This is a genomic window from Microbacterium bovistercoris, assembly GCF_003387575.1.
Classification (GTDB): domain Bacteria; phylum Actinomycetota; class Actinomycetes; order Actinomycetales; family Microbacteriaceae; genus Microbacterium; species Microbacterium bovistercoris.
Genome location: NZ_QUAB01000041.1, coordinates 95,816 through 116,405 on the forward strand (window position 1 = coordinate 95,816; position 20,590 = coordinate 116,405).

Genomic DNA, 20,590 nt, shown 5'->3' on the forward strand with positions numbered 1-20,590 from the left:
ACCCGTTCGATGCCCGAGGTCGATCGGAGTGCGGCGGCGCGCCGCGCCGTCGAGCGACGCCGGGCACGTGCCTCTCTGAAGCGCGATCTCGCCATGCGCGTCGTGGCACCGCAGGAGGTCCTGCGCCGCGCGCTCGACGATGCGGCATCCGTCGCCGGCTCGCTGCGGATCACCGACTTCCTCATCGCCCTTCCCGCGATCGGAGCGGGCAAGCGCGATCAGGTGCTGCGCGATCTGCACATCGCACCGGTCAAGCGCCTGGGCGGGCTCGGCGTCCGTCAGGTGGCCGATCTCGGCAACTGGCTGGACAGCCGGTTCCCCGTGCACGTCCCGCGTGCCGGTCGCAGCCGGCTGCTCGTGCTCGCAGGGCCCACGGCGGTCGGCAAGGGCACCGTCGCCGCCCACATCCGCGCGCACCATCCGCAGATCCACCTCTCCGTGTCGGCGACCACCAGGTCGCCGCGCCCTGGCGAGGTCGACGGCGTGCACTACTTCTTCGTCGACGACGCGGAGTTCGATCGGCTCATCGCCCAGGGCGAGCTGCTCGAGCACGCGACGGTGCACAACCGGTACCGGTACGGCACACCGCGCGGACCGGTGGACGCGGCACTGGCCGAGGGCCGCACCGTGCTGCTGGAGATCGACCTGCAGGGCGCACGTCAGGTGCGCGCCGCCGAGCCGTCCGCGACGCTGGTGTTCCTGCTGCCGCCGTCCTGGGACGAGCTGGTGAACCGGCTGGTCGGTCGCGGCACCGAGGACGCCGAGGAGCGGGCGCGCCGGCTGCGCACAGCGAAGGCCGAACTCGCCGCCCAGAACGAGTTCGATTACCTCGTCGTGAACGAGGACGTCGCCACGGCGGCGCAGGAGGTCGTAGACTTGACTGCGGCATTCGCGCGTCCAGGGTCCTGAGCCTGACGAAGGACGCGCCCGCCACCAACTTCGCGACACGTCGAGCACCTCGACATCGTCGCCCGATCAGGAGGTCCCACTGTGGCCGGTAACAACCAGGGCATCATCGATCCCCCCATCGACAATCTGCTGGATCGCGTCGACTCCAAGTACGAGCTGGTCATCTACGCGTCCAAGCGCGCGCGCCAGATCAACGACTACTACTCCGACCTGCATGAGGGCAACCTGTTCGACAACGTCGGCCCGCTGGTCGACTCGTCGGTCGAGGACAAGCCCCTCACGATCGCGCTGCACGAGATCAACGAGGACAAGCTCCGCATCCGTCACGCCGAGTGAACTGACAGGTGAGCCGCCGTCATCCCGTCCAGGGGTGTCGGCGGCTCCCTGCATACTGGCCTGAGACCGCCGAGAAACCGTTGGAGCATCGATGAGCGCGCTGCGCCTGTTCACGTCCGAGTCCGTCACCGAGGGGCACCCCGACAAGATCTGCGACCAGATCTCGGACAGCATCCTCGACGGCCTGCTGGCCGTCGACCGCGACTCACGCGTCGCGGTCGAGACGCTGGTGACCACGGGCCTCGTGCACGTGGCCGGCGAGATCCGCACCGAGGGCTACGTCGACATCCCCACGATCGTGCGTGATGTCGTCAACGGCATCGGCTACACCTCCAGCGACACCGGCTTCGACGGTTCGTCCTGCGGTGTGAGTGTCTCGGTGGGGGAGCAGTCCACCGACATCGCCCATGGCGTCGATCAGGCCGCGGAGAGCCGCGACGGCGGATCGGCCGATCCGCGTGACGCTCTCGGCGCCGGCGACCAGGGCATCATGTTCGGCTTCGCCACCAACGAGACCCCTCAGCTCATGCCGATGGCCGCGTGGACGGCGCACCGCATCGCCGAGCGACTCTCCGAGGTGCGCCGCTCTGGTTTCCTGCCGTTCCTGCGCCCCGACGGCAAGACGCAGGTCACGCTCGGCTACGAGGGCTTCACCCCGAAGACCGTCGACGCGGTGGTGCTGTCCACGCAGCACCTGCCGGGTGTCACGCAGGACGAGCTCAAGGCCCAGGTCCGCGAGCACGTCATCGACCCGGTGCTGGCCCAGACCGGCCTCGACCTCGCCACCGATCTGAAGTACTACATCAACCCTGCGGGTCCGTTCGTCATCGGCGGCCCGAAGGGCGACGCCGGTCTCACCGGCCGCAAGATCATCATCGACACCTACGGCGGGGCCGCCCGCCACGGCGGCGGGGCCTTCAGCGGCAAGGATCCGTCCAAGGTCGACCGCTCTGCCGCGTACGCGATGCGCTGGGTGGCGAAGAACGCCGTCGCCGCCGGGCTCGCGGACCGCCTCGAGGTGCAGGTCGCCTATGCGATCGGCGTCGCGCACCCCGTCGGTCTGTACGTGGAGGCCTTCGGTACTGGCAAGGTGTCGGATGAGGCGATCATCGGCGCGATCACCGAGGTGTTCGACCTTCGTCCGCAGGCGATCATCGAGGAACTCGACCTGTTGCGCCCGATCTACGCGCAGACCGCCGCCTACGGGCACTTCGGCCGTGAGCTGCCGGACTTCACCTGGGAGCGCACCGACCGCGCAGAAGAGCTGCGGCGCGCCGCCGGGCTCTGATGTCCGCCGCGGCTCGGCGCATCGCGCGGGTGCTGATCGACTCCCCGCTGCCGCAGCTCGACAGACTGTTCGACTACGCGCTGCCGGCCGAGTTCGGCGACGTGCCGGTCGGCGTGCGGGTGAAGGTCCCGCTGCGCACGGCCGGTCGAATGATGGACGGCTACATCGTGGCGCTGGCAGTCGAGGAGGACGTCTCGCGCACGCTGGCCGAGGTCGAGAGCGTGGTCTCACCGGTCGTCGTGTTGCCCGAGCGACTGCATCAGCTCGCCCGGCGCGTCGCCGATCGCGCGGCCGGCGCGGCATCCGACATCCTGCGACTCGCTATCCCGAAAAGGCAGGTGCGCGTCGAGAAGGCGTGGTCCGCCGACATCGAAACGCCGGCGGTCGCGGTGGAGGCGCTCACGAGGGCCGACGCGGTGATCGCCCGTTACGACGGCCTCGAAGCGGTGCTCGCCGACGGCGGCCGCGCGGCTGTCGAGACCATCGCCGAGATGGAGGGGTCGCTGCCGCACTCGGCACGACTGCTCGCCGCTGTCGCCGTGCACGTGCTGGCGTCCGGTCGCTCTGCGATCCTGGTGGTGCCCGACAAGCGCGACGAGGACCGTCTGCTGGACGCCCTCGCCGAGCTGCTGCCCGACGACGCCGTCGTGCGTCATGATGCCCGCCAGACGAACCCCGATCGGTATCGTGCCTTCCTGCGCACCCTGGCGGACGCTCCCTGTGTGGTCGTCGGAAACCGCTCGGCGGTCTACGCTCCGACACGGGCCGGCGTGGTCATCATCTGGGACGACGGCGACCCGCTCCTCTCCGAGCCGCTCGCACCCTACGTGCACGCCCGCGACGCCGCCCTGGTGCGCCAGGAGCAGGAGGGCGGCGCGCTGCTGTTCGCGGGGCACACCAGGACCACCGACGTCGAGCGTCTGGTGCACGGCGGCTGGATGACCGAGATCCGCGCCGCACGGCGCTCCTCGCCGCGGGTGATCCTGACCCCGCCGCAGGAGCTCGAGCGGGGCGCGCAGCGGATGCCCTCCAGCGCGTTCCTCGCGGCGCGCGAGGCTGCCGGGGCAGGGCCCGTCCTCGTGCAGGTCGCCCGCCCCGGCTTCGCTCCGTCGCTAGTGTGCGGCCAGTGCCGTGCTCCTGCGCGCTGCGCCCACTGCGGTGGCCCGCTCGGCGCCCGGCGCCGGGGCGCCGTGCCGGTGTGCGGCTGGTGCGGCAGGTCTGCGAACGGATGGCGCTGCCCGAGTTGCGAGGCCACGCAGGTGCGTCTGGCGTCTTCCGGCAGCGAGCGCACCGCCGACGAGCTCGGCAGGGCGTTCCCCGGTGTGCAGATCATCGTCTCCGACGGCACGCATCCGGTCGAGCGGGTGCCGGCGAAGCCTGCGCTGGTCATCGCCACGCGCGGCGCCGAACCCGTCGCAGACGGCGGCTATCGCGCCGTGGTGCTGCTGGACGGGGCCCGGATGCTGCAGGCGCCGGAGCTGCGGATCGGCGAATCCTGCCTGCGCTGGTGGTCGAACGCGGCCGCTCTCGCCGCGCCGGGCGCACCGGTGCATCTCGTGGGTGTCGACGGACCGGTCGCCCGGGCCCTGGCGACCTGGACCCAGGCCGGCTACGCGCGCTCCGAACTCGAGGCGCGGGCGCCGCTGCGGATGCCGCCGGTGTACCGCGTGGCGCAGCTCGACGGCCTCCCCACGGTCGTTCGCCCCGCGCTGGAACAGGTGCGCGCCCTCGGGCTGCCTGCCGACGCCGTGCTCGGTCCGGTACCGGTCGGCGACGAGGGGCGAGTTCGGGCACTGGTGCGCTTCGGGTACGCGGCGGGCGCCGAGGTGGCGACGACCTTGCGCGCGGCGGTCGTCACCGATGCCACTCGCAACCGGCGGGCACGGGGGAAGGCCGGCCTGAGCCTGCACCTCGATATCCTCGAACCAGACATCTGACGCCCCTCACCCTCCGGAGCACCTTCATGCGACTCGTCTTCGCCGGCACCCCCGAAGCGGCGGTCCCGACCCTGCGGGCACTCGCCCCGCTGCACGACATCGTGGCCGTCGTCACCCGCCCCGATGCGCCCCTCGGACGTCGGCGCGTGCTGACGCCTTCGCCCGTCGCGCAGGCGGCGGGCGAGCTCGGGATCCCGGTGATCAAGGCCGCCCGGCTCGATGCCGAGGCCACCGAGACGATCACCGCGCTGCAACCGGAACTGGGCGTGATCGTCGCGTTCGGCGGACTGGTGCGCGAGCCGCTGCTGTCGGCGCCGGATCACGGCTGGATCAACCTGCACTTCTCATTGCTGCCGCGCTGGCGCGGCGCGGCGCCCGTGCAGCGCGCACTGATGGCGGGGGACGACGAGATCGGGGTCAGCGTGTTCCGGCTCGTGCCCGAGCTGGATGCCGGCGATGTGTACGGCATGCGCCCGGTCGAGCTGCCGGCGGACGCCACGGCTGCCACCGCTCTGGACATCCTCGCTGCGGACGGGGCCGAGCTGACCGTGGACGTCGTCGCCGCGATCGCCGCCGGCACCGCTGAGTCCGCTCCGCAGGCGGGTGAGCCCACGTTCGCCCCCAAGCTCGTCCTCTCCGACGGACTGCTCGACTGGACGCGTCCGCTCGACGAGGTCTACGCGCGGTTCCGCGGCATCACCCCGGAACCGGGAGCTCACACCGAGGTGGCCGGCGCACGGCTCAAGGTGCTCGAGGCGGCTCCGGCGCCCGATGCCGCGTCGCTCGAGCCCGGCCGGATCCTGGGGGAGAAGCGGCGGATCCTGATCGGCACGGCGACGGCACCGCTGGCGGTCACCCGCGTGCAGCCCGCAGGCAAGGGCGCGATGCCCGCCGCCGACTGGTGGCGCGGTCAGCGCGACGAGACCCTGCGAGCGGGCGCATGAGCGGGCAGGAGCGCCGTCCGCACGGTGGACGTCGACCCCAGCGCTCAGGCGCGAATCGCGGTCCCGCTCGTACGGTCCAGCCTGCACGTGCTGTCGCCTATGGCGTTCTGCGCGCGGTCACCGAGTCCGACGCCTACGCGAATCTGCTGCTGCCGGCGAGCATCGCCGAAGCGGGGCTCGATCAGAAGGACGCGGCCCTCGCCACCGAACTCACGTACGGCACGCTCCGCAGACAGGGCACGTACGACGCGATCATCGCCGATGCCGCGGGCCGTCCCGTCTCCGAGATCGATCCTGCGGTGCTCGATGCGCTGCGCCTCGGCGCGCACCAGCTGCTCTCCACCCGGGTGGCAGGGCATGCCGCCGTGAACGAGTCGGTGAACCTGGTCGCGACCGCGCAGGGCCGGGGAGCGGCGGGCTTCGCCAACGCCGTGCTGCGCCGTATCGGACGGGACACCCCCGGGGCCTGGCAGCAGAGAATCGAGAGTGCCGCCCGCTCGGACGACGAGCGGCTGTCGCTGCGGACGGCGCACCCGGTGTGGATCATCCGCGCACTGCGCCGCGCCCTCGCCGCCGAGGGGCGCGAGGACGAGCTCGACGCCCTCCTCGCCGCAGACAACGCCTCGCCGGAAGTCACCCTGGTGGCGCTGCCCGGTCTCGCCGAACCCGGAGAGCCGCGCCGCCCTTACGCTCCGACCGCGTTCGCCTCGCCAGGAGGGGATCCGCATCGTGTGGTGGCGGATGCCGCAGGCGCGGTGCGCGTGCAGGACGAGGGGTCGCAGCTGGTCGCACTGGCTCTGGCTGCTGCGCGCCCGATCGCCGAGGGGGAGCAGTGGCTCGACCTGTGCGCCGGCCCCGGTGGGAAGACAGCGCTGCTCGCAGCGGTCGCGCACGAGAGCGGAGCGGTCCTCGAGGCCAACGAGGTGGTCCCGGCACGGGCAGGGCTGGTGCGAAACGCGCTGCGCGCGGTGCCCGGCGATGTGACGGTGCACGAGGAGGACGGACGGGCCCTCGCGGCATCCCGCCCCGGGGCCTTCGACCGCATTCTCGTGGACGCCCCGTGCACCGGGCTCGGCGCGCTGCGCCGCAGGCCTGAGGCCCGCTGGCGCAAGAGCCCTGCGGATGTCGCAGACCTGGTCGCCCTGCAGACCGAGCTGCTCACCGAGGCTGTCTCGGCACTGGCTCCTGGCGGCATCGTGGCGTACGTGACGTGCTCGCCGCACCTGGCCGAGACCACCGGTGTGGTCTCCGAGGTCCTGCGCGACCGTGACGATCTCGTCGAGCTGGATGCACGTGCGATCCTGGCAGACGTCGCACGGTCGCCGCTCGACCTCGCTGATGACGGTTCCGGACGGGTGCAGCTCTGGCCGCACCGTCACGGCACAGACGCCATGTTCCTCGCGCTGCTGCAGCGCACTCCCGAAGGAGAGAGTCGATGAACCCGCGCATCAACCCCAGCATCCTCGCCGCAGACTTCGTCAACATGCAGGCGGAGCTGGCCCGCATCGCCAGCGCCGACTTCGCTCACGTCGATGTGATGGACAACCACTTCGTGCCCAACCTCACCTTCGGCCCGCAGATGGTCGAGCGCATCCAGGCGACCAGCCCGATCCCGCTGGACGTGCACCTGATGATCACGGACCCCGACCGTTGGGCGCCCGGCTATGCCGAACTCGGGGCGGCGAGCGTCACCTTCCACCTCGAGGCCGCGGCCGACCCGGTGTCGCTCGCGCGCCGGCTGCGCGGGATCGGCGCCCGCGCGGGCGTCGCGATCAAGCCGGGGACCGCGGGGGAGGCGCTCTACGACATCCTCGACGAGTTCGATCAGATCCTCGTGATGACCGTGGAGCCGGGCTTCGGCGGGCAGGGCTTCATGCCGGAGACCATGCCGAAGCTGCGCGCGCTGCGCGAGCAGGCCCGTCGTCGGGGCTCCGACGTGTGGCTGCAGGTCGACGGCGGAATCTCCTTCGACACCATCGCGCAGGCCGCTGAGGCGGGTGCCGACACCTTCGTGGCGGGTTCGGCCGTCTACGGCGCAGACGACGTGGAAGCGGCCGTCACAGGTCTCCGCGACCGTGCCCGAGCCGCTAGCCTTGAGGGGTGAAGACTTTCGACGAGCTGTTCGCCGAGCTGACCGAGACGGCGAAGACCCGTCCCGAAGGATCGGGTACGGTCGCGCAGCTCGACCGCGGCGTGCACGCCATCGGCAAGAAGATCGTGGAAGAGGCCGCCGAAGTGTGGATGGCCGCCGAGTACGAGTCCAAGGATGAGGCGGCCGAGGAGATCTCGCAGCTGCTGTACCACCTGCAGGTGATGATGCTCGCGAAGGGTCTGGATCTCGAGGACGTCTATCGACATCTGTGAGCGCGTCCGAAACAGACCCGTTCAACTCTGAAAGACATCCATGCTCCGTATCGCCGTTCCGAACAAGGGCTCGCTGTCAGAGACAGCGGCCGAGATGCTCGCGGAGGCCGGCTACACCGGTCGACGCGACCCGAAGACCCTGCACGTCGTCGACGCCGACAGCGACGTCGAGTTCTTCTACCTGCGTCCCCGTGACATCGCCACCTACGTCGCATCCGGCGCGCTCGACGTGGGCATCACCGGGCGCGACCTGCTTCGCGATGTGCGGCAGGACGACGCCCGTGAGATCGAGCAGCTCGGCTTCGCGCGCTCGACATTCCGCTTCGCGGCCCCTCCCGGGAAGTACCACACCATCCAGGACCTCGATGGCGTGCGCGTGGCCTCCGCGTACCCCGGTCTCGTCGACGACTTCCTGCGGGAGAACGGCGTGAACGCCGTGCTGGTGCCCCTGGACGGCGCTGTCGAGTCGGCGGTGAGGCTCGGTGTGGCCGATGTGATCGCGGACGTCGTCGAGACCGGCACGACCCTGAGACAGGCCGGCCTCGAGATCTTCGGTCCGGTGATCATCGAGTCGGAGGCCGTGCTGATCAGCCGCCCCGGCGACGTGGAGGGCACCGATCGTCTGCTGCGCCGCCTGCGCGGCGTCATGGTGGCTCGACGCTACGTGCTGCTCGACTACGACCTGCCCGCGGAGCTCGTGGATCAGGCCACGGCCATCGCCGGCGGTCGCGAATCGCCGACGATCTCGCCGCTGCGCGACCCCGCGTGGGTGGCTGTCCGCGTGATGATCCCGCGCAAGGGCATGAACCAGGTGATGGACGAGCTCTACGCGCTGGGCGCGCGGGCGATCCTGGTCACGGCGATCCACGCGGCGAGGCTCTGATGACACTCGCCTCCCGCGTCATCCCGTGCCTGGACGTGGCCGCCGGCCGCGTCGTGAAGGGCGTCAACTTCCAGAACCTGCGCGACATGGGCGACCCGGTCGAGCTGGCCGCGCACTATGCGGCCCAGGGTGCGGACGAGATCACGTTCCTCGACGTCACCGCGACGGTGGATGCCCGCGCCACGACCTACGACGTCGTGCAGCGCACGGCGGAACACGTCTTCGTGCCGCTCACGGTCGGGGGAGGGGTGCGCTCCACCGAGGACGTCGCCCGCCTGCTCGGGGTGGGCGCCGACAAGGTCGGTGTGAACTCCGCCGCGATCGCACGCCCCGATCTGATCGACGAGATCGCGGATCGCTTCGGCGCACAGGTGCTGGTGCTCTCCCTGGACGTGAAGCGCGCAGCCGGTGCGCCGTCCGGCTTCGTCGTCACGACGCACGGCGGCCGCACGGAGACGACGCTGGATGCCGCAGTCTGGGCCCGCGAGGCCACCGAGCGCGGTGCCGGCGAGCTGCTGGTGAACTCGATCGACGCCGACGGCACCCGGGATGGCTTCGATCTCGAGCTGATCCGGCTGATGCGTGAGGTCGCCTCGGTGCCGGTGATCGCCTCCGGCGGCGCCGGCCGGGTGGCAGATTTCCCGCCGGCGGTCGCTGCCGGCGCGGATGCGGTGCTCGCCGCCAGCGTGTTCCACAGCGGCATGCTCACGGTGGGCGAGGTCAAGGACGCGCTTCGCTCGGAAGGCGTGGTGGTCCGATGAGTGTGGACGAGCAGATCGCCGCCGTGGCGTGGAACGCCGACGGGCTGGCGCCTGTGATCGTGCAGCAGTGGGACACCCGCGAGGTGCTCATGCTCGCGTGGGTGGATGCCGAGGCGCTGCGCCGCACACTGACCACCGGCCGCGTCACGTACTGGTCTCGCTCTCGTCAGGAGTACTGGCGCAAGGGCGACACCTCAGGGCACATCCAGACCGTCCGCGGTGCTCAGATCGACTGCGACGGCGACACGATCCTGCTGCAGGTCGACCAGACCGGCGCCGCATGCCACACCGGCACCCGGACCTGCTTCGACGGCCGCGACCTCGACGCGGTGGTCGGGGGCGAGCAGGCATGAGCGCCCGCGGTCGCCTGATCGCCGTACTGGGCTTCCTCCTGGCCGGAGGGATCGGCGTGATCTCCGCCACCCAGACCTGGCTCACCGTCACGCGTGTGGACGGCTCGGAGCCGATCCTCGTCGCAGGGTCCGATGCCGTCGCGCTCCTCGCGCCGCTCTCGCTGGCGGTGCTCGCCCTCGGGGCGGCGCTGTCGATCGTCGGCCTGGTGCTGCGCTACATCTTCGCCGCCCTCGCCGCCGCGGCGGGCGTGGTGCTCATCATCGCCACCGTCCCGCTCGTCGCGGCTCCGCCGCTGACGGTGGTCGCGGGCCCCGTCGCCGAGAAGACAGGCCTGGCGGGGGACTCCGCGCTGCACGAGATCGTCGCCGCGATCACGCCCACCGCCTGGCCGGTGATCGCCCTGTGCTGCTGGTTCCTCGTGCTGCTCACCGCGATCTTCGCCGTCGTGACCGCCAAGGGGTGGAAGAGCGGCGGACGCCGGTACCGTACCGACGACGCACCGCACACGGCGAATCAGGGCCCGCTCGACGCCGTCGATTCCTGGGACGACCTGTCGCGTGGCACCGATCCGACCCGCTGATCCCGATAGACTGAACCCCGACGCTGAGCTTCCTGGAGGAGAACATGGCCAACTCGATCGCTGACCCCGGACACGGACACTCGCCTGCTGCGTGGACGGCTGTGATCGTGATGCTCGCCGGCTTCGCCATCGGCACGCTGGGGTTCTGCCTCGCCGAGTTCGGCCCGGTCTGGGTCGCTCTCATCTGGATCGGCGTCGCGCTCATCCCGATCGGCCCGATCGTCGGCTGGGCGATGGCCAAGGCCGGCTACGGGGTGAACGGCCCCAAGTACTCGCCGAAGGCTCACTGATGGTCCTCGCCGACCTCACGGCCGGCGCAGTCGAGGATGCCGAGCGTCGTGCTCTGACCAGGCCCCTGGCCGCCGTCGAGCGCGACGCACTCGCGCGCCCCGCCGCACGCGATGCCGTCGCAGCACTCGCCCCCGCCGACCGGGTCAAGATCATCGCCGAGGTCAAGCGGGCCAGCCCGTCCCGCGGTGCGCTGGCAGAGATCCCGGATCCCGCCCACCAGGCCGCCCTCTACGAGCAGGGCGGAGCCTCCGCGATCAGCGTGCTGACCGAGGAGCGCCGGTTCGGCGGGTCGCTCGCCGATCTCGAGGCCGTCACCTCCCGGGTCTCGTTGCCCGTGCTGCGCAAGGACTTCATCGCCACCCCGTACCAGGTGTTCGAGGCACGCGCCGCCGGTGCCGACCTCGCGCTGCTGATCGTCGCCGGCATCCCGGCGAAGACGCTGCAGGAGCTCTACGCACTCATCCTGGAACTGGGGATGACCCCGCTCGTCGAGACGCACGATGCCGATGAGCTGGAGACCGCGATCGATCTGGGCGCGAAGCTCATCGGCGTCAACGCCCGTAACCTCAAGACGCTGGAGCTCGATCGTGACCTGTTCGGCCGCCTGGCCGAGCGCATTCCGGCCGACCGCATCAAGATCGCCGAATCCGCCGTGCTCGAGCCGGCCGACGTGGCTCGCTATCGCCAGGCCGGCGCCGACGTCGTGCTGATCGGCGAGGCCCTCGTCACGGGCGACCCCGTCGCCACCCTGAACAGCTTCCTGGAGGTGGGATGAGTCTTCGCGACCAGCCCGGTCCCTTCTTCGGCGACTTCGGCGGGCGCTACATGCCCGAGTCGCTGATCGCCGCGATCGATGAGCTGACCGAGGCGTATCACGCCGCGATCGCCGACCCGGAGTTCCGGGCCGAGCTCGCCCACCTGCTGAGCTCGTACGCCGGGCGTCCGTCCGCGCTGACCGAGGTTCCGCGGTTCGCCGAGCACGCGGGGGGTGCGCGGGTCTTCCTCAAGCGCGAGGACCTCAACCACACCGGATCGCACAAGATCAACAACGTGCTCGGTCAGGCCCTGCTCACCAAGCGGCTCGGCAAGACCCGAGTGATCGCGGAGACGGGTGCAGGCCAGCACGGCGTCGCGACCGCGACCGCTGCGGCGCTGTTCGGCCTCGAGTGCACGATCTACATGGGCGAGGTCGACACCGAGCGCCAGGCGCTCAACGTCGCCCGGATGCGGCTGCTGGGCGCCGAGGTCGTTCCGGTCACCACCGGCTCGCGCACGTTGAAGGACGCGATCAACGACGCCTACCGCGACTGGGTCGCCACGGTCGAGAGCACCAACTACATCTTCGGCACGGCTGCGGGTCCGCATCCCTTCCCGGCGATGGTGCGCGACTTCCAGAAGATCATCGGCGAGGAGGCGCGGGAGCAGCTGCTGGCGGATGCCGGGCGCCTGCCGGACGCCGTCGTCGCCTGCGTGGGTGGCGGATCGAACGCCATCGGAATGTTCGACGCCTTCCTCGACGACGCCGACGTGAGACTCTACGGTGTCGAGGCGGCGGGTGACGGCGTGGACACCGAGCAGCACGCGGCCTCGATCGAGCGCGGTCGACCCGGCGTGCTGCACGGCGCGAAGACCTACGTGCTGCAGGACGAGGACGGCCAGACGATCGAGTCGCACTCGATCTCCGCCGGACTCGACTACCCCGGCGTCGGGCCCGAGCACGCCTGGCTCGCCGACATCGGGCGGGCGGAGTACATCCCCGCCACCGATGACGAGGCCATGCAGGCGCTGCGCCTGCTGAGCCGCACCGAAGGCATCATCCCCGCGATCGAATCGGCGCACGCGCTGGCCGGCGCGCTGCGCATCGGCCGTGAGCTCGGGCCGGACGGCGTGATCGCCGTCTGCCTGTCCGGCCGCGGCGACAAGGACATGGACACCGCGGCGCGGTACTTCCACCTCTACGACGAAGGGGCCGTGGAATGAGCCGCGTCGAGGACACCATCGCCAAGGCGCACAACGAAGGCCGCGGTGCGTTCGTCGGCTACCTGCCGGTGGGCTATCCGGATCTGGAGACCAGCATCCAGGCCGCGATCACGCTCGCGCGCAACGGCGTCGACATCATCGAGATCGGGCCGCCTTACAGCGACCCGGTGATGGACGGTCTCATCATCCAGGAGGCCACACAGCACGCCCTGGCCGCAGGGTTCAAGATGCGCGACCTGTTCACGGCCGTGAAGGCGATCACCGACGCCGTCGACGTGCCTGTCCTGGTCATGACGTACTGGAACCCTGTGCTGCAGTACGGCGTCGACCGGTACGCCGACGATCTGCTCGCCGCAGGTGGCGCCGGACTCATCACCCCCGACATCACGCCCGAGGCGGCAGGGGAGTGGATCGCGGCCAGCGAACGGACCGGCCTGGATCGCGTCTTCCTGGCCGCACCGACGTCCACCGATGAGCGTCTGGACCTCGTCGTGGCGTCATCCACAGGATTCGTCTACACGGTCTCCACCATGGGCATCACGGGTGAGCGTGCCGAGCTCGATCGCGCCGCGCGCGTGCTCGTCGAGCGACTGAAGGCTCACGGCGCGACCAACACGTGCGTGGGCATCGGCATCTCCAACGCCGAGCAGGTGAACGGCGTCGCCGAGTATGCCGACGGTGCGATCGTCGGCACGGCCCTGGTGCGCGCCCTCCGCGACGGCGGCCTGGACCGCCTCGCCGAGGTCACCCGTTCCCTCGCAGCGGGCACGCCGTCCGCACAGTTCTCGCTCGACAATTAGAATCGGTCTCATGTCCCTCAGCACCTTCTCCGGCGTGCTCGCCAGCATCCCGAGCCCTCCGAACAACACCTTCCCGCTCGGACCGCTCACGATCCACTACTACGCGCTGTGCATCATCGCGGGCATCGTCGCGGCGGTGCTGCTGACCAACCACCGCCTGACCAAGCGCGGTGCGGAGAAGTGGGTCGTCATCGACATCGCGATCCTCGCGGTGCCGCTGGCCATCATCGGGGCGCGGATCTTCCACGTGCTCACCCACCCGAACTTCTACTTCGGCCCGGGCAAGAACACCTGGAACCCGTTCGAGCCCGGCTCGGTGTGGGCGATCTGGGAGGGCGGCATCGCCATCTTCGGCGCGCTGATCGGCGGCGCCGTCGGTGCGTGGCTGGGCTGCAAGTGGACCGGCATCCGCTTCTGGACATTCGCCGACGCCCTCGCACCCGGTCTGCTGCTGGCGCAGGCCATGGGCCGGTTCGGCAACTGGTTCAACCACGAACTGTTCGGCCTGCCCACCGATCTGCCCTGGGGCCTCGAGATCGAGGAGAGCCACCCCGCCTTCCCGCCGGGGCTCGCGGAGGGAACGCTGTTCCACCCCACCTTCCTGTACGAGGTCATCTGGAACGGCCTGGGCGTCATCTTCCTGCTCTGGATCGGCAAGGCCCTGCGTCTGCAGTGGGGCAAGCTGTTCGCCGTCTACCTGATCTGGTACAGCGCCGGACGCATCGTCTGGGAGTCCATCCGGATCGATCCGAGCGAGATCATCCTCGGCCTGCGCAGCAATGTCTGGGCCGCGATCATCGGCGTCGTCGTCGGCATCGTGATCATCATCGTGCAGACCCGTCGCCACCCCGGCGTCGAGCCTTCGCCGTACATGACGGGGCGTGCCCCCGGGGCTGAGGTACAATCGGACAACCCCGATTCCTTCGTCGACGTGAGTGAGCCTCCCGCCGAAGCGATCACCGCAGGAGCCACCGCCACCAGCACGGCCCCGAGCACCGAAGACACCGCCCGATAAGGCTGCTTCATCCCCACGGGGAACAATCGCACTGAAAGCGGGCCAATGTCGTCCCCGGTCTCATCCGAGAGCAGTGTCAACTGAGATACGAGGACGGTGACTGGTGTACTTCCAGCCTCCCTACGGCGCCTCCGGCGCCTACCCCCCGAAGCAGGGGATGTACGATCCGGCGTTCGAGAAGGACGCGTGCGGGCTGGCGATGGTGGCCACCCTGCGCGGAACACCGGGCCACGACATCATCGCCCTGGCGCTGGAAGCGCTGAGAAACCTGGAGCATCGCGGTGCGATCGGCTCCGACGCGGGAACCGGCGACGGAGCCGGAATCCTCACCCAGATGCCCGACGCCTTCCTCCGCGCGGTCACCGACTTCGACCTTCCCCCGGTCGGCGAGTACGCCGCAGGCCTCGCGTTCCTCCCTCGGGAGTCGAGCGCCCGCCGCGAGCAGAAGGCCGGCATCGAGCGCATCGCCCGCGAAGAGGGCCTCACCGTGCTCGGCTGGCGCGTGGTGCCCACGGCGAACGAGAACCTCGGCAAGCTGGCCGACGAGGCGCGTCCCGCCTTCGAGCAGCTCTTCGTCTCGGGATCCGGCCTGTCGGGCATCGACCTCGACCGGATCGCCTATCGGCTGCGCAAGCGCGCCGGCCACGAACTCGACGCCTACTTCGTCTCGCTCTCCGCCCGCACCCTCGGCTACAAGGGCATGGTCACCACCCTGCAGCTCGAGCCGTTCTACCCCGATCTGCAGGACGAGCGCTTCGCCTCCGAACTCGCCGTCGTGCACTCCCGGTACTCGACCAACACCTTCCCGTCCTGGCCGCTCGCGCAGCCGCTCCGGATGCTCGCTCACAACGGCGAGATCAACACGGTCGGCGGCAACCGCAACTGGATGCGCGCCCGCCAGTCGCAGCTCGAGTCCGAGCTGCTCGGCGACATCCGTCCGCTGCTGCCGATCTGCACACCGGGCGCCAGCGACTCGGCCTCCTTCGACGAGGTGCTCGAGCTGCTGACGCTCACCGGCCGCAGCCTGCCCCACGCGATCATGATGATGGTCCCCGAGGCGTGGGAGAAGCAGGCGGATCTCGACCCCGACCTGCGCGCCTTCTACGAGTACCACTCGCACCAGATGGAGCCCTGGGACGGCCCTGCCGCACTGATCTTCACCGACGGCACGCTCGTCGGCGCCACGCTGGACCGCAACGGGCTGCGCCCCGGCCGCTGGACCGAGACCACCGACGGGCTGGTCGTCATCGGCTCGGAGACCGGCGTGCTGGAGTTCGAGCCCGAGCGCATCAAGCGCCGCGGCCGCCTGCAGCCGGGTCGGATGTTCGTGGTCGACACCGCGCAGCGCCGCATCGTGGAGGACGAGGAGATCAAGCGCGACCTCGCCACGCTGCACCCGTGGCGCGAGTGGCTCGACGACGGAGCCATCCGCCTGCCCGATCTGCCGGACCGCGAGCACATCATCCACCCCGCAGCCTCGATCGTCCGCCGTCAGCGCACTTTCGGGTACACCGAGGAGGAGGTGCGCATCCTGCTGACCCCGATGGGGCAGAACGGGGCGGAGCCGATCGGCGCGATGGGTTCGGACACACCGATCGCCGTGCTGAGCGAGCGCCCCCGTCTGCTGTTCGACTACTTCACGCAGCAGTTCGCACAGGTGACGAACCCGCCGCTGGACGCGATCCGCGAAGAGGTCGTCACCAGCCTGCGCCTCGGCCTCGGCCGGGAGCGCAACCTGCTCAGTTGGGGACCGGAGCACGCGCAGAGCGTGACGCTGGACTTCCCGGTGATCGACAACGACGAACTCGCCAAGATCCGCCACATCGACCGCGTCGTCCCCGGCCGCTGGACGGCGACGATCAAGGGCCTCTACCACTTCGATGCCGGCCCCCACTCGCTCGCGGAGCGTCTCGAGCAGATGTGCGCCGAGGCGGATGCCGCGATCGAGGCCGGTGCGGAGTTCCTGATCCTCTCGGATCGCGACTCGAACAAGGACCTCACCCCGGTGCCGTCCCTGCTCATGGTCGCTGCGGTGCACCACCACCTGATCCGCCGCGAGAACCGGATGAAGGTCGGCCTGATCGTCGAGGCCGGCGACGTGCGTGAGGTGCACCACGTCGCCACACTGATCGGCTACGGCGCATCCGCCGTGAACCCGTACCTGGCGATGGAGACCGTCGAGCACCTGGTGCGGACCGGATTCATCACCGATCTCGAACCCGAGCAGGCCGTGCACAACCTGATCCACGCGCTGGGCAAGGGCGTGCTGAAGATCATGTCGAAGATGGGCATCTCGACGGTGTCGTCCTATGCCGGAGCGCAGGTGTTCGAGGCCGTCGGTCTGAGCCAGGAGCTCGTCGACGCCTACTTCACCGGCACGACGACCCGCCTGGGCGGCATCGGCATCGAGGAGGTGTTCGCCGAGAATCAGGCGCGGCACGACTACGCCTACCCGGAGGACGCGGCAGCCACCGCGCACGAGCGGCTCTGGACCGGTGGCGAGTACCAGTGGCGCCGCGACGGCTCGCCGCATCTGTTCAGCCCCGAGACGGTGTTCCGCCTGCAGCACTCCACGCGCACCCGTCGCTACGACGTGTTCCGCGAGTACACCCAGCTGGTCGACGACCAGGCGAAGTCGCTGAAGACCCTGCGCGGGCTCTTCGAGCTGCGCACGGGGGAGCGGCCGCCGGTGCCGATCGACGAGGTCGAGCCCGTCTCCGAGATCGTCAAGCGCTTCTCGACCGGTGCGATGAGCTACGGCTCGATCTCCCGTGAAGCGCACGAGACCCTCGCGATCGCGATGAACCGCCTCGGCGGCAAGTCCAACACCGGCGAGGGCGGCGAGGACCCCGATCGCCTGGTCGACCCCGAGCGCCGCAGCGCCATCAAGCAGGTGGCGTCCGGTCGGTTCGGTGTCACGAGCCAGTACCTCACCGAGGCCGACGACATCCAGATCAAGCTCGCCCAGGGCGCGAAGCCCGGTGAGGGCGGTCAGCTGCCGCCGGGCAAGGTCTACCCCTGGGTGGCGCGCACGCGTCACGCGACCCCCGGCGTCGGCCTCATCTCGCCGCCGCCGCACCACGACATCTACTCGATCGAGGACCTCAAGCAGCTCATCTTCGACCTGAAGAGGGCCAACCCGCAGGCGCGCATCCACACCAAGCTCGTCAGCCAGTCGGGCATCGGCGCGGTCGCGGCGGGCGTGGCGAAGGCGCTCAGTGACGTGGTGCTGGTCTCCGGGCACGACGGCGGCACGGGCGCGAGCCCGCTGAACTCTCTCAAGCACGCCGGCACGCCGTGGGAGCTCGGCCTGGCCGAGACCCAGCAGACGCTCATGCTCAACGGCATGCGCGACCGCGTGGTCGTGCAGGTGGACGGGCAGCTGAAGACGGGCCGCGACGTGATCATCGGCGCGCTGCTGGGCGCGGAGGAGTTCGGATTCGCCACGGCACCGCTCGTGGTGAGCGGGTGCATCATGATGCGCGTCTGCCACCTGGACACCTGCCCGGTGGGTGTCGCGACGCAGAACCCGGTGCTGCGCGAGCGCTTCACCGGCAAGCCCGAGTTCGTGGTGAACTTCATGGAGTTCATCGCGGAGGAGGTGCGCGAGCTGCTCGCCGCCCTGGGCTTCCGGTCGATCGAGGAGATCGTGGGACGCACGGACCTGCTGCGCACCGACGCCGCCATCCGGCACTGGAAGGCCGACGGTCTCGACCTCGCTCCCATCCTCGAGGGGCCCGCGTTCCCCGCGGACGAGCCCCGTCGCGGCGGACGCTCGCAGGACCACGAGCTCGACAAGCACTTCGACGTCGAGCTGATCCGGATGTCGCACGATGCGCTGCAGTACCAGGACCCGGTGCTCATCGAGCTGCCCATCCGCAACACCGAGCGCGCGGTGGGCACCATGCTCGGCCATGAGGTGACCACGCGTCACGGTGCCGCGGGTCTGGCCAAGGAGACGATCGACATCACGCTGCACGGCACCGCCGGGCAGTCCCTCGGCGCGTTCCTTCCGCCGGGCATCTCGCTGCGGCTCGAGGGCGACGCGAACGACTACGTCGGCAAGGGCCTCTCCGGCGGTGACATCAGCATCCGTCCTCCACGAGGGGCGCTCTTCGAACCGCATCGCAATGTGATCGCCGGCAACGTGATCGGGTACGGCGCGACCGCCGGCACGATGTTCATCTCCGGTGTGGTCGGTGAGCGGTTCCTGGTGCGCAACTCCGGAGCGACCGCCGTCGTCGAAGGCGTCGGCGATCACGCGCTGGAGTACATGACGGGCGGAACGGCCGTCATCCTCGGCCCGACCGGCCGCAACCTCGGTGCCGGGATGTCGGGAGGCGTCGCCTACGTGCACCGCCTCGACACCGGAAAGATCAACGCCCAGTCGCTGCAGAGCGGCGAGCTCAGGCTCGAGCCGCTCGACCGGGCCGATCTCGAGCTCCTCCGCGGGCTGCTGGTCGAGCACGTCGAGCGCACGGCGTCGCCGATCGCGCAGAGCATCCTCGACGGCTTCGACGCTGTCGCGGACGAATTCACCAAGGTGCTGCCGCGCGACTTCGCGGCGGTGCAGAGCGTACGCCAGGAGGCGGAGCAGGCGGGGATCGATCCCGACGGCGACACCGTCTGGCACCGGATCCTGGAGGTGACCGGTGGCTGATCCCAAGGGCTTTCTCAAGGTGACCGAGCGGGAGCTGCCCGCTCGGCGCCCCGTCCCGGTTCGCATCATGGACTGGAAAGAGGTCTATGAGAAGGGCGACACCGCGGTGCTGCGTCGCCAGGCGAGCCGCTGCATGGACTGCGGTGTGCCGTTCTGCCATTCCGGATGCCCGCTGGGCAACCTCATCCCGGAGTGGAACGATCTCACCTGGCGCGGCGAGGACCGCTCCGCCATCGAGCGGCTGCACGCCACGAACAACTTCCCGGAGTGGACAGGGCGGCTCTGCCCGGCTCCCTGTGAGAGCGCCTGCGTGCTGGGCATCAACCAGCCTGCGGTGACGATCAAGCAGATCGAGCAGTCCATCGCCGACCAGGCGTTCGACAGCGGCTGGGTGCAGCCGCAGCCGCCGGCGCGCCTCACGGGAAAGACCGTGGCCGTGATCGGCTCCGGCCCCGCCGGACTCGCCGCGGCGCAGCAGCTCACCAGGGCCGGTCACACCGTGGTCGTCTACGAGCGCGATGACCGCGTCGGCGGGCTGCTGCGCTACGGCATCCCGGACTTCAAGATGGAGAAGCAGCATGTCGATGCGCGCCTCCGTCAGATGGAGGAGGAGGGCACCCGCTTCCGTGCCGGTGTCGCGGTGGGGAAGGACATCGGCTGGGACGAGCTCCGAGCCCGCTACGACGCCGTCCTCGTCGCCACCGGTTCCACCGTGCCCCGTGACCTGCCGATCCCCGGGCGAGACGCCGAGGGAGTGCACTTCGCGATGGAGTACCTCGTGCAGTCGAACAAGGCCACTGCGGGTGATGAGGTTCCCGAGCAGATCACCGCCGAAGGCCGGCATGTCATCGTGATCGGCGGTGGCGACACCGGCGCGGACTGCATCGGCACCGCGCACCGGCAGGGCGCTCTCAGTGTCACGAACCTCGCGATCGGGCGCCAGCCCGCCGATGCGCGGCCGGACCACCAGCCGTGGCCGATGATGCCGACGCTGTTCGAGGTGTCCTCGGCGCACGAGGAGGGCGGCGAGCGGGTATATCTCGCCTCGACCGTCGAGTTCCTCACCGATGACGCGGGCAGGGTGCGTGCGCTGCGCGTGGCCGAGACCGAGTACGTCGACGGCCGCCGCATCCCGAAGAGCGGCACCGAGCGCGAGATCCCCGCGGACCTGGTGCTGATCGCGATGGGCTTCACCGGGCCCGAGTCCGACACATTCGACGGTGGCTCCTCGCCGGTCCAGACCGAACGCGGTACCCTTCGTCGAGACGCCGATTACCAGTCGACCGTCCCCGGTGTGTTCGTCGCAGGAGACGCCGGACGCGGACAGTCGCTGATCGTCTGGGCGATCGCCGAGGGTCGCGCAGCGGCCGCGGCGGTGGATCGTCACCTGATGGGCTCGACGGTGCTGCCGGCACCGGTTGCCCCGACGGATGTCGCGATCGGCGTGCAGCCCGCGTAGGCTGGCGGCGGCAACGTCGCCTATTTCCG

19 protein-coding genes are annotated in these 20,590 nt (G+C 70.2%); all 19 read left to right on the plus strand.

The window, feature by feature from the left end; all coding sequences use genetic code 11:
* Window positions 1-9 precede the first annotated feature (9 nt).
* The 19 genes from gmk (at window position 10) to DY023_RS09645 (ending at window position 20,561) form a co-directional block, all read left to right on the plus strand.
* Window positions 10-909, plus strand: a complete 900-nt coding sequence (gene gmk, locus DY023_RS09555; RefSeq protein WP_116242107.1) for a guanylate kinase — start codon at window positions 10-12, stop codon at window positions 907-909.
* A gap of 81 nt (window positions 910-990) precedes the next feature.
* A complete protein-coding gene (gene rpoZ / locus DY023_RS09560) occupies window positions 991-1,245 on the plus strand; it encodes a DNA-directed RNA polymerase subunit omega (protein ID WP_116242108.1) in 255 nt (84 codons plus the stop codon).
* 91 nt (window positions 1,246-1,336) lie between these two features.
* Window positions 1,337-2,533 carry a methionine adenosyltransferase gene (gene metK / locus DY023_RS09565; RefSeq protein WP_116242109.1) on the plus strand — a complete coding sequence of 399 codons (1,197 nt, stop codon included), beginning with the start codon at window positions 1,337-1,339 and terminating at the stop codon, window positions 2,531-2,533.
* Complete coding sequence (locus DY023_RS09570) at window positions 2,533-4,470, plus strand: primosomal protein N' family DNA-binding protein (RefSeq protein ID WP_116242110.1); 1,938 nt, start codon at window positions 2,533-2,535, stop codon at window positions 4,468-4,470. The genes metK and DY023_RS09570 overlap by 1 nt, the downstream gene beginning before the upstream one ends.
* 26 nt (window positions 4,471-4,496) lie before the next feature.
* Complete coding sequence (fmt, locus tag DY023_RS09575; protein WP_116242111.1) at window positions 4,497-5,414, plus strand: methionyl-tRNA formyltransferase; 918 nt, start codon at window positions 4,497-4,499, stop codon at window positions 5,412-5,414.
* Window positions 5,411-6,853: an RsmB/NOP family class I SAM-dependent RNA methyltransferase gene (locus DY023_RS09580; RefSeq protein ID WP_116242112.1), complete on the plus strand. Its 1,443-nt coding sequence runs from the start codon at window positions 5,411-5,413 to the stop codon at window positions 6,851-6,853. Before fmt ends, DY023_RS09580 begins: the two co-directional genes overlap by 4 nt.
* The gene (rpe, locus tag DY023_RS09585; RefSeq protein ID WP_116242113.1) at window positions 6,850-7,518 is read left to right on the plus strand and encodes a ribulose-phosphate 3-epimerase; all 669 of its coding nucleotides are present in this window, start codon (window positions 6,850-6,852) and stop codon (window positions 7,516-7,518) included. The genes DY023_RS09580 and rpe overlap by 4 nt, the downstream gene beginning before the upstream one ends.
* Complete coding sequence (locus DY023_RS09590; protein WP_116242114.1) at window positions 7,515-7,778, plus strand: phosphoribosyl-ATP diphosphatase; 264 nt, start codon at window positions 7,515-7,517, stop codon at window positions 7,776-7,778. The genes rpe and DY023_RS09590 overlap by 4 nt, the downstream gene beginning before the upstream one ends.
* Window positions 7,779-7,818: 40 nt before the next feature.
* Window positions 7,819-8,661, plus strand: coding sequence for an ATP phosphoribosyltransferase (gene hisG, locus DY023_RS09595; RefSeq protein ID WP_116242115.1), 843 nt, complete (start codon window positions 7,819-7,821; stop codon window positions 8,659-8,661).
* Complete coding sequence (gene hisF, locus DY023_RS09600; protein WP_116242116.1) at window positions 8,661-9,422, plus strand: imidazole glycerol phosphate synthase subunit HisF; 762 nt, start codon at window positions 8,661-8,663, stop codon at window positions 9,420-9,422. The genes hisG and hisF overlap by 1 nt, the downstream gene beginning before the upstream one ends.
* Window positions 9,419-9,775 (plus strand): phosphoribosyl-AMP cyclohydrolase, encoded by a 357-nt coding sequence (gene hisI, locus DY023_RS09605; protein WP_116242117.1) that lies wholly within the window; start codon window positions 9,419-9,421, stop codon window positions 9,773-9,775. Before hisF ends, hisI begins: the two co-directional genes overlap by 4 nt.
* Window positions 9,772-10,356, plus strand: coding sequence for a Trp biosynthesis-associated membrane protein (locus tag DY023_RS09610; protein WP_116242118.1), 585 nt, complete (start codon window positions 9,772-9,774; stop codon window positions 10,354-10,356). Before hisI ends, DY023_RS09610 begins: the two co-directional genes overlap by 4 nt.
* Before the next feature lie 44 nt (window positions 10,357-10,400).
* A complete protein-coding gene (locus tag DY023_RS09615; protein ID WP_116242119.1) occupies window positions 10,401-10,646 on the plus strand; it encodes an HGxxPAAW family protein in 246 nt (81 codons plus the stop codon).
* The gene (trpC, locus tag DY023_RS09620) at window positions 10,646-11,422 is read left to right on the plus strand and encodes an indole-3-glycerol phosphate synthase TrpC (protein ID WP_116242120.1); all 777 of its coding nucleotides are present in this window, start codon (window positions 10,646-10,648) and stop codon (window positions 11,420-11,422) included. The genes DY023_RS09615 and trpC overlap by 1 nt, the downstream gene beginning before the upstream one ends.
* Window positions 11,419-12,627, plus strand: coding sequence for a tryptophan synthase subunit beta (gene trpB, locus DY023_RS09625; protein WP_116242121.1), 1,209 nt, complete (start codon window positions 11,419-11,421; stop codon window positions 12,625-12,627). Before trpC ends, trpB begins: the two co-directional genes overlap by 4 nt.
* Window positions 12,624-13,427, plus strand: a complete 804-nt coding sequence (gene trpA, locus DY023_RS09630; RefSeq protein WP_116242122.1) for a tryptophan synthase subunit alpha — start codon at window positions 12,624-12,626, stop codon at window positions 13,425-13,427. Before trpB ends, trpA begins: the two co-directional genes overlap by 4 nt.
* A 10-nt stretch (window positions 13,428-13,437) precedes the next feature.
* Window positions 13,438-14,442: a prolipoprotein diacylglyceryl transferase gene (gene lgt / locus DY023_RS09635; RefSeq protein ID WP_116242123.1), complete on the plus strand. Its 1,005-nt coding sequence runs from the start codon at window positions 13,438-13,440 to the stop codon at window positions 14,440-14,442.
* Window positions 14,443-14,599: 157 nt separating this feature from the next.
* A complete protein-coding gene (gltB, locus tag DY023_RS09640; protein ID WP_116242227.1) occupies window positions 14,600-19,102 on the plus strand; it encodes a glutamate synthase large subunit in 4,503 nt (1,500 codons plus the stop codon).
* The gene (locus DY023_RS09645; RefSeq protein ID WP_116242124.1) at window positions 19,095-20,561 is read left to right on the plus strand and encodes a glutamate synthase subunit beta; all 1,467 of its coding nucleotides are present in this window, start codon (window positions 19,095-19,097) and stop codon (window positions 20,559-20,561) included. The genes gltB and DY023_RS09645 overlap by 8 nt, the downstream gene beginning before the upstream one ends.
* The last annotated feature ends 29 nt before the right edge of the window (window positions 20,562-20,590 follow it).

Bases quoted from the DNA above. Each gene is read 5' to 3' on its own strand.
- trpA (WP_116242122.1), top strand. From the start codon at position 12,624: ATGAGCCGCGTCGAGGACACCATCGCCAAGGCGCACAACGAAGGCCGC.
- hisG (WP_116242115.1), top strand. From the start codon at position 7,819: ATGCTCCGTATCGCCGTTCCGAACAAGGGCTCGCTGTCAGAGACAGCG.
- gltB (WP_116242227.1), top strand. From the start codon at position 14,600: ATGTACGATCCGGCGTTCGAGAAGGACGCGTGCGGGCTGGCGATGGTG.
- DY023_RS09610 (WP_116242118.1), top strand. From the start codon at position 9,772: ATGAGCGCCCGCGGTCGCCTGATCGCCGTACTGGGCTTCCTCCTGGCC.
- DY023_RS09615 (WP_116242119.1), top strand. From the start codon at position 10,401: ATGGCCAACTCGATCGCTGACCCCGGACACGGACACTCGCCTGCTGCG.
- DY023_RS09570 (WP_116242110.1), top strand. From the start codon at position 2,533: ATGTCCGCCGCGGCTCGGCGCATCGCGCGGGTGCTGATCGACTCCCCG.
- hisF (WP_116242116.1), top strand. From the start codon at position 8,661: ATGACACTCGCCTCCCGCGTCATCCCGTGCCTGGACGTGGCCGCCGGC.
- lgt (WP_116242123.1), top strand. From the start codon at position 13,438: ATGTCCCTCAGCACCTTCTCCGGCGTGCTCGCCAGCATCCCGAGCCCT.
- DY023_RS09580 (WP_116242112.1), top strand. From the start codon at position 5,411: ATGAGCGGGCAGGAGCGCCGTCCGCACGGTGGACGTCGACCCCAGCGC.
- rpe (WP_116242113.1), top strand. From the start codon at position 6,850: ATGAACCCGCGCATCAACCCCAGCATCCTCGCCGCAGACTTCGTCAAC.
- metK (WP_116242109.1), top strand. From the start codon at position 1,337: ATGAGCGCGCTGCGCCTGTTCACGTCCGAGTCCGTCACCGAGGGGCAC.
- hisI (WP_116242117.1), top strand. From the start codon at position 9,419: ATGAGTGTGGACGAGCAGATCGCCGCCGTGGCGTGGAACGCCGACGGG.
- gmk (WP_116242107.1), top strand. From the start codon at position 10: ATGCCCGAGGTCGATCGGAGTGCGGCGGCGCGCCGCGCCGTCGAGCGA.
- trpB (WP_116242121.1), top strand. From the start codon at position 11,419: ATGAGTCTTCGCGACCAGCCCGGTCCCTTCTTCGGCGACTTCGGCGGG.
- trpC (WP_116242120.1), top strand. From the start codon at position 10,646: ATGGTCCTCGCCGACCTCACGGCCGGCGCAGTCGAGGATGCCGAGCGT.
- fmt (WP_116242111.1), top strand. From the start codon at position 4,497: ATGCGACTCGTCTTCGCCGGCACCCCCGAAGCGGCGGTCCCGACCCTG.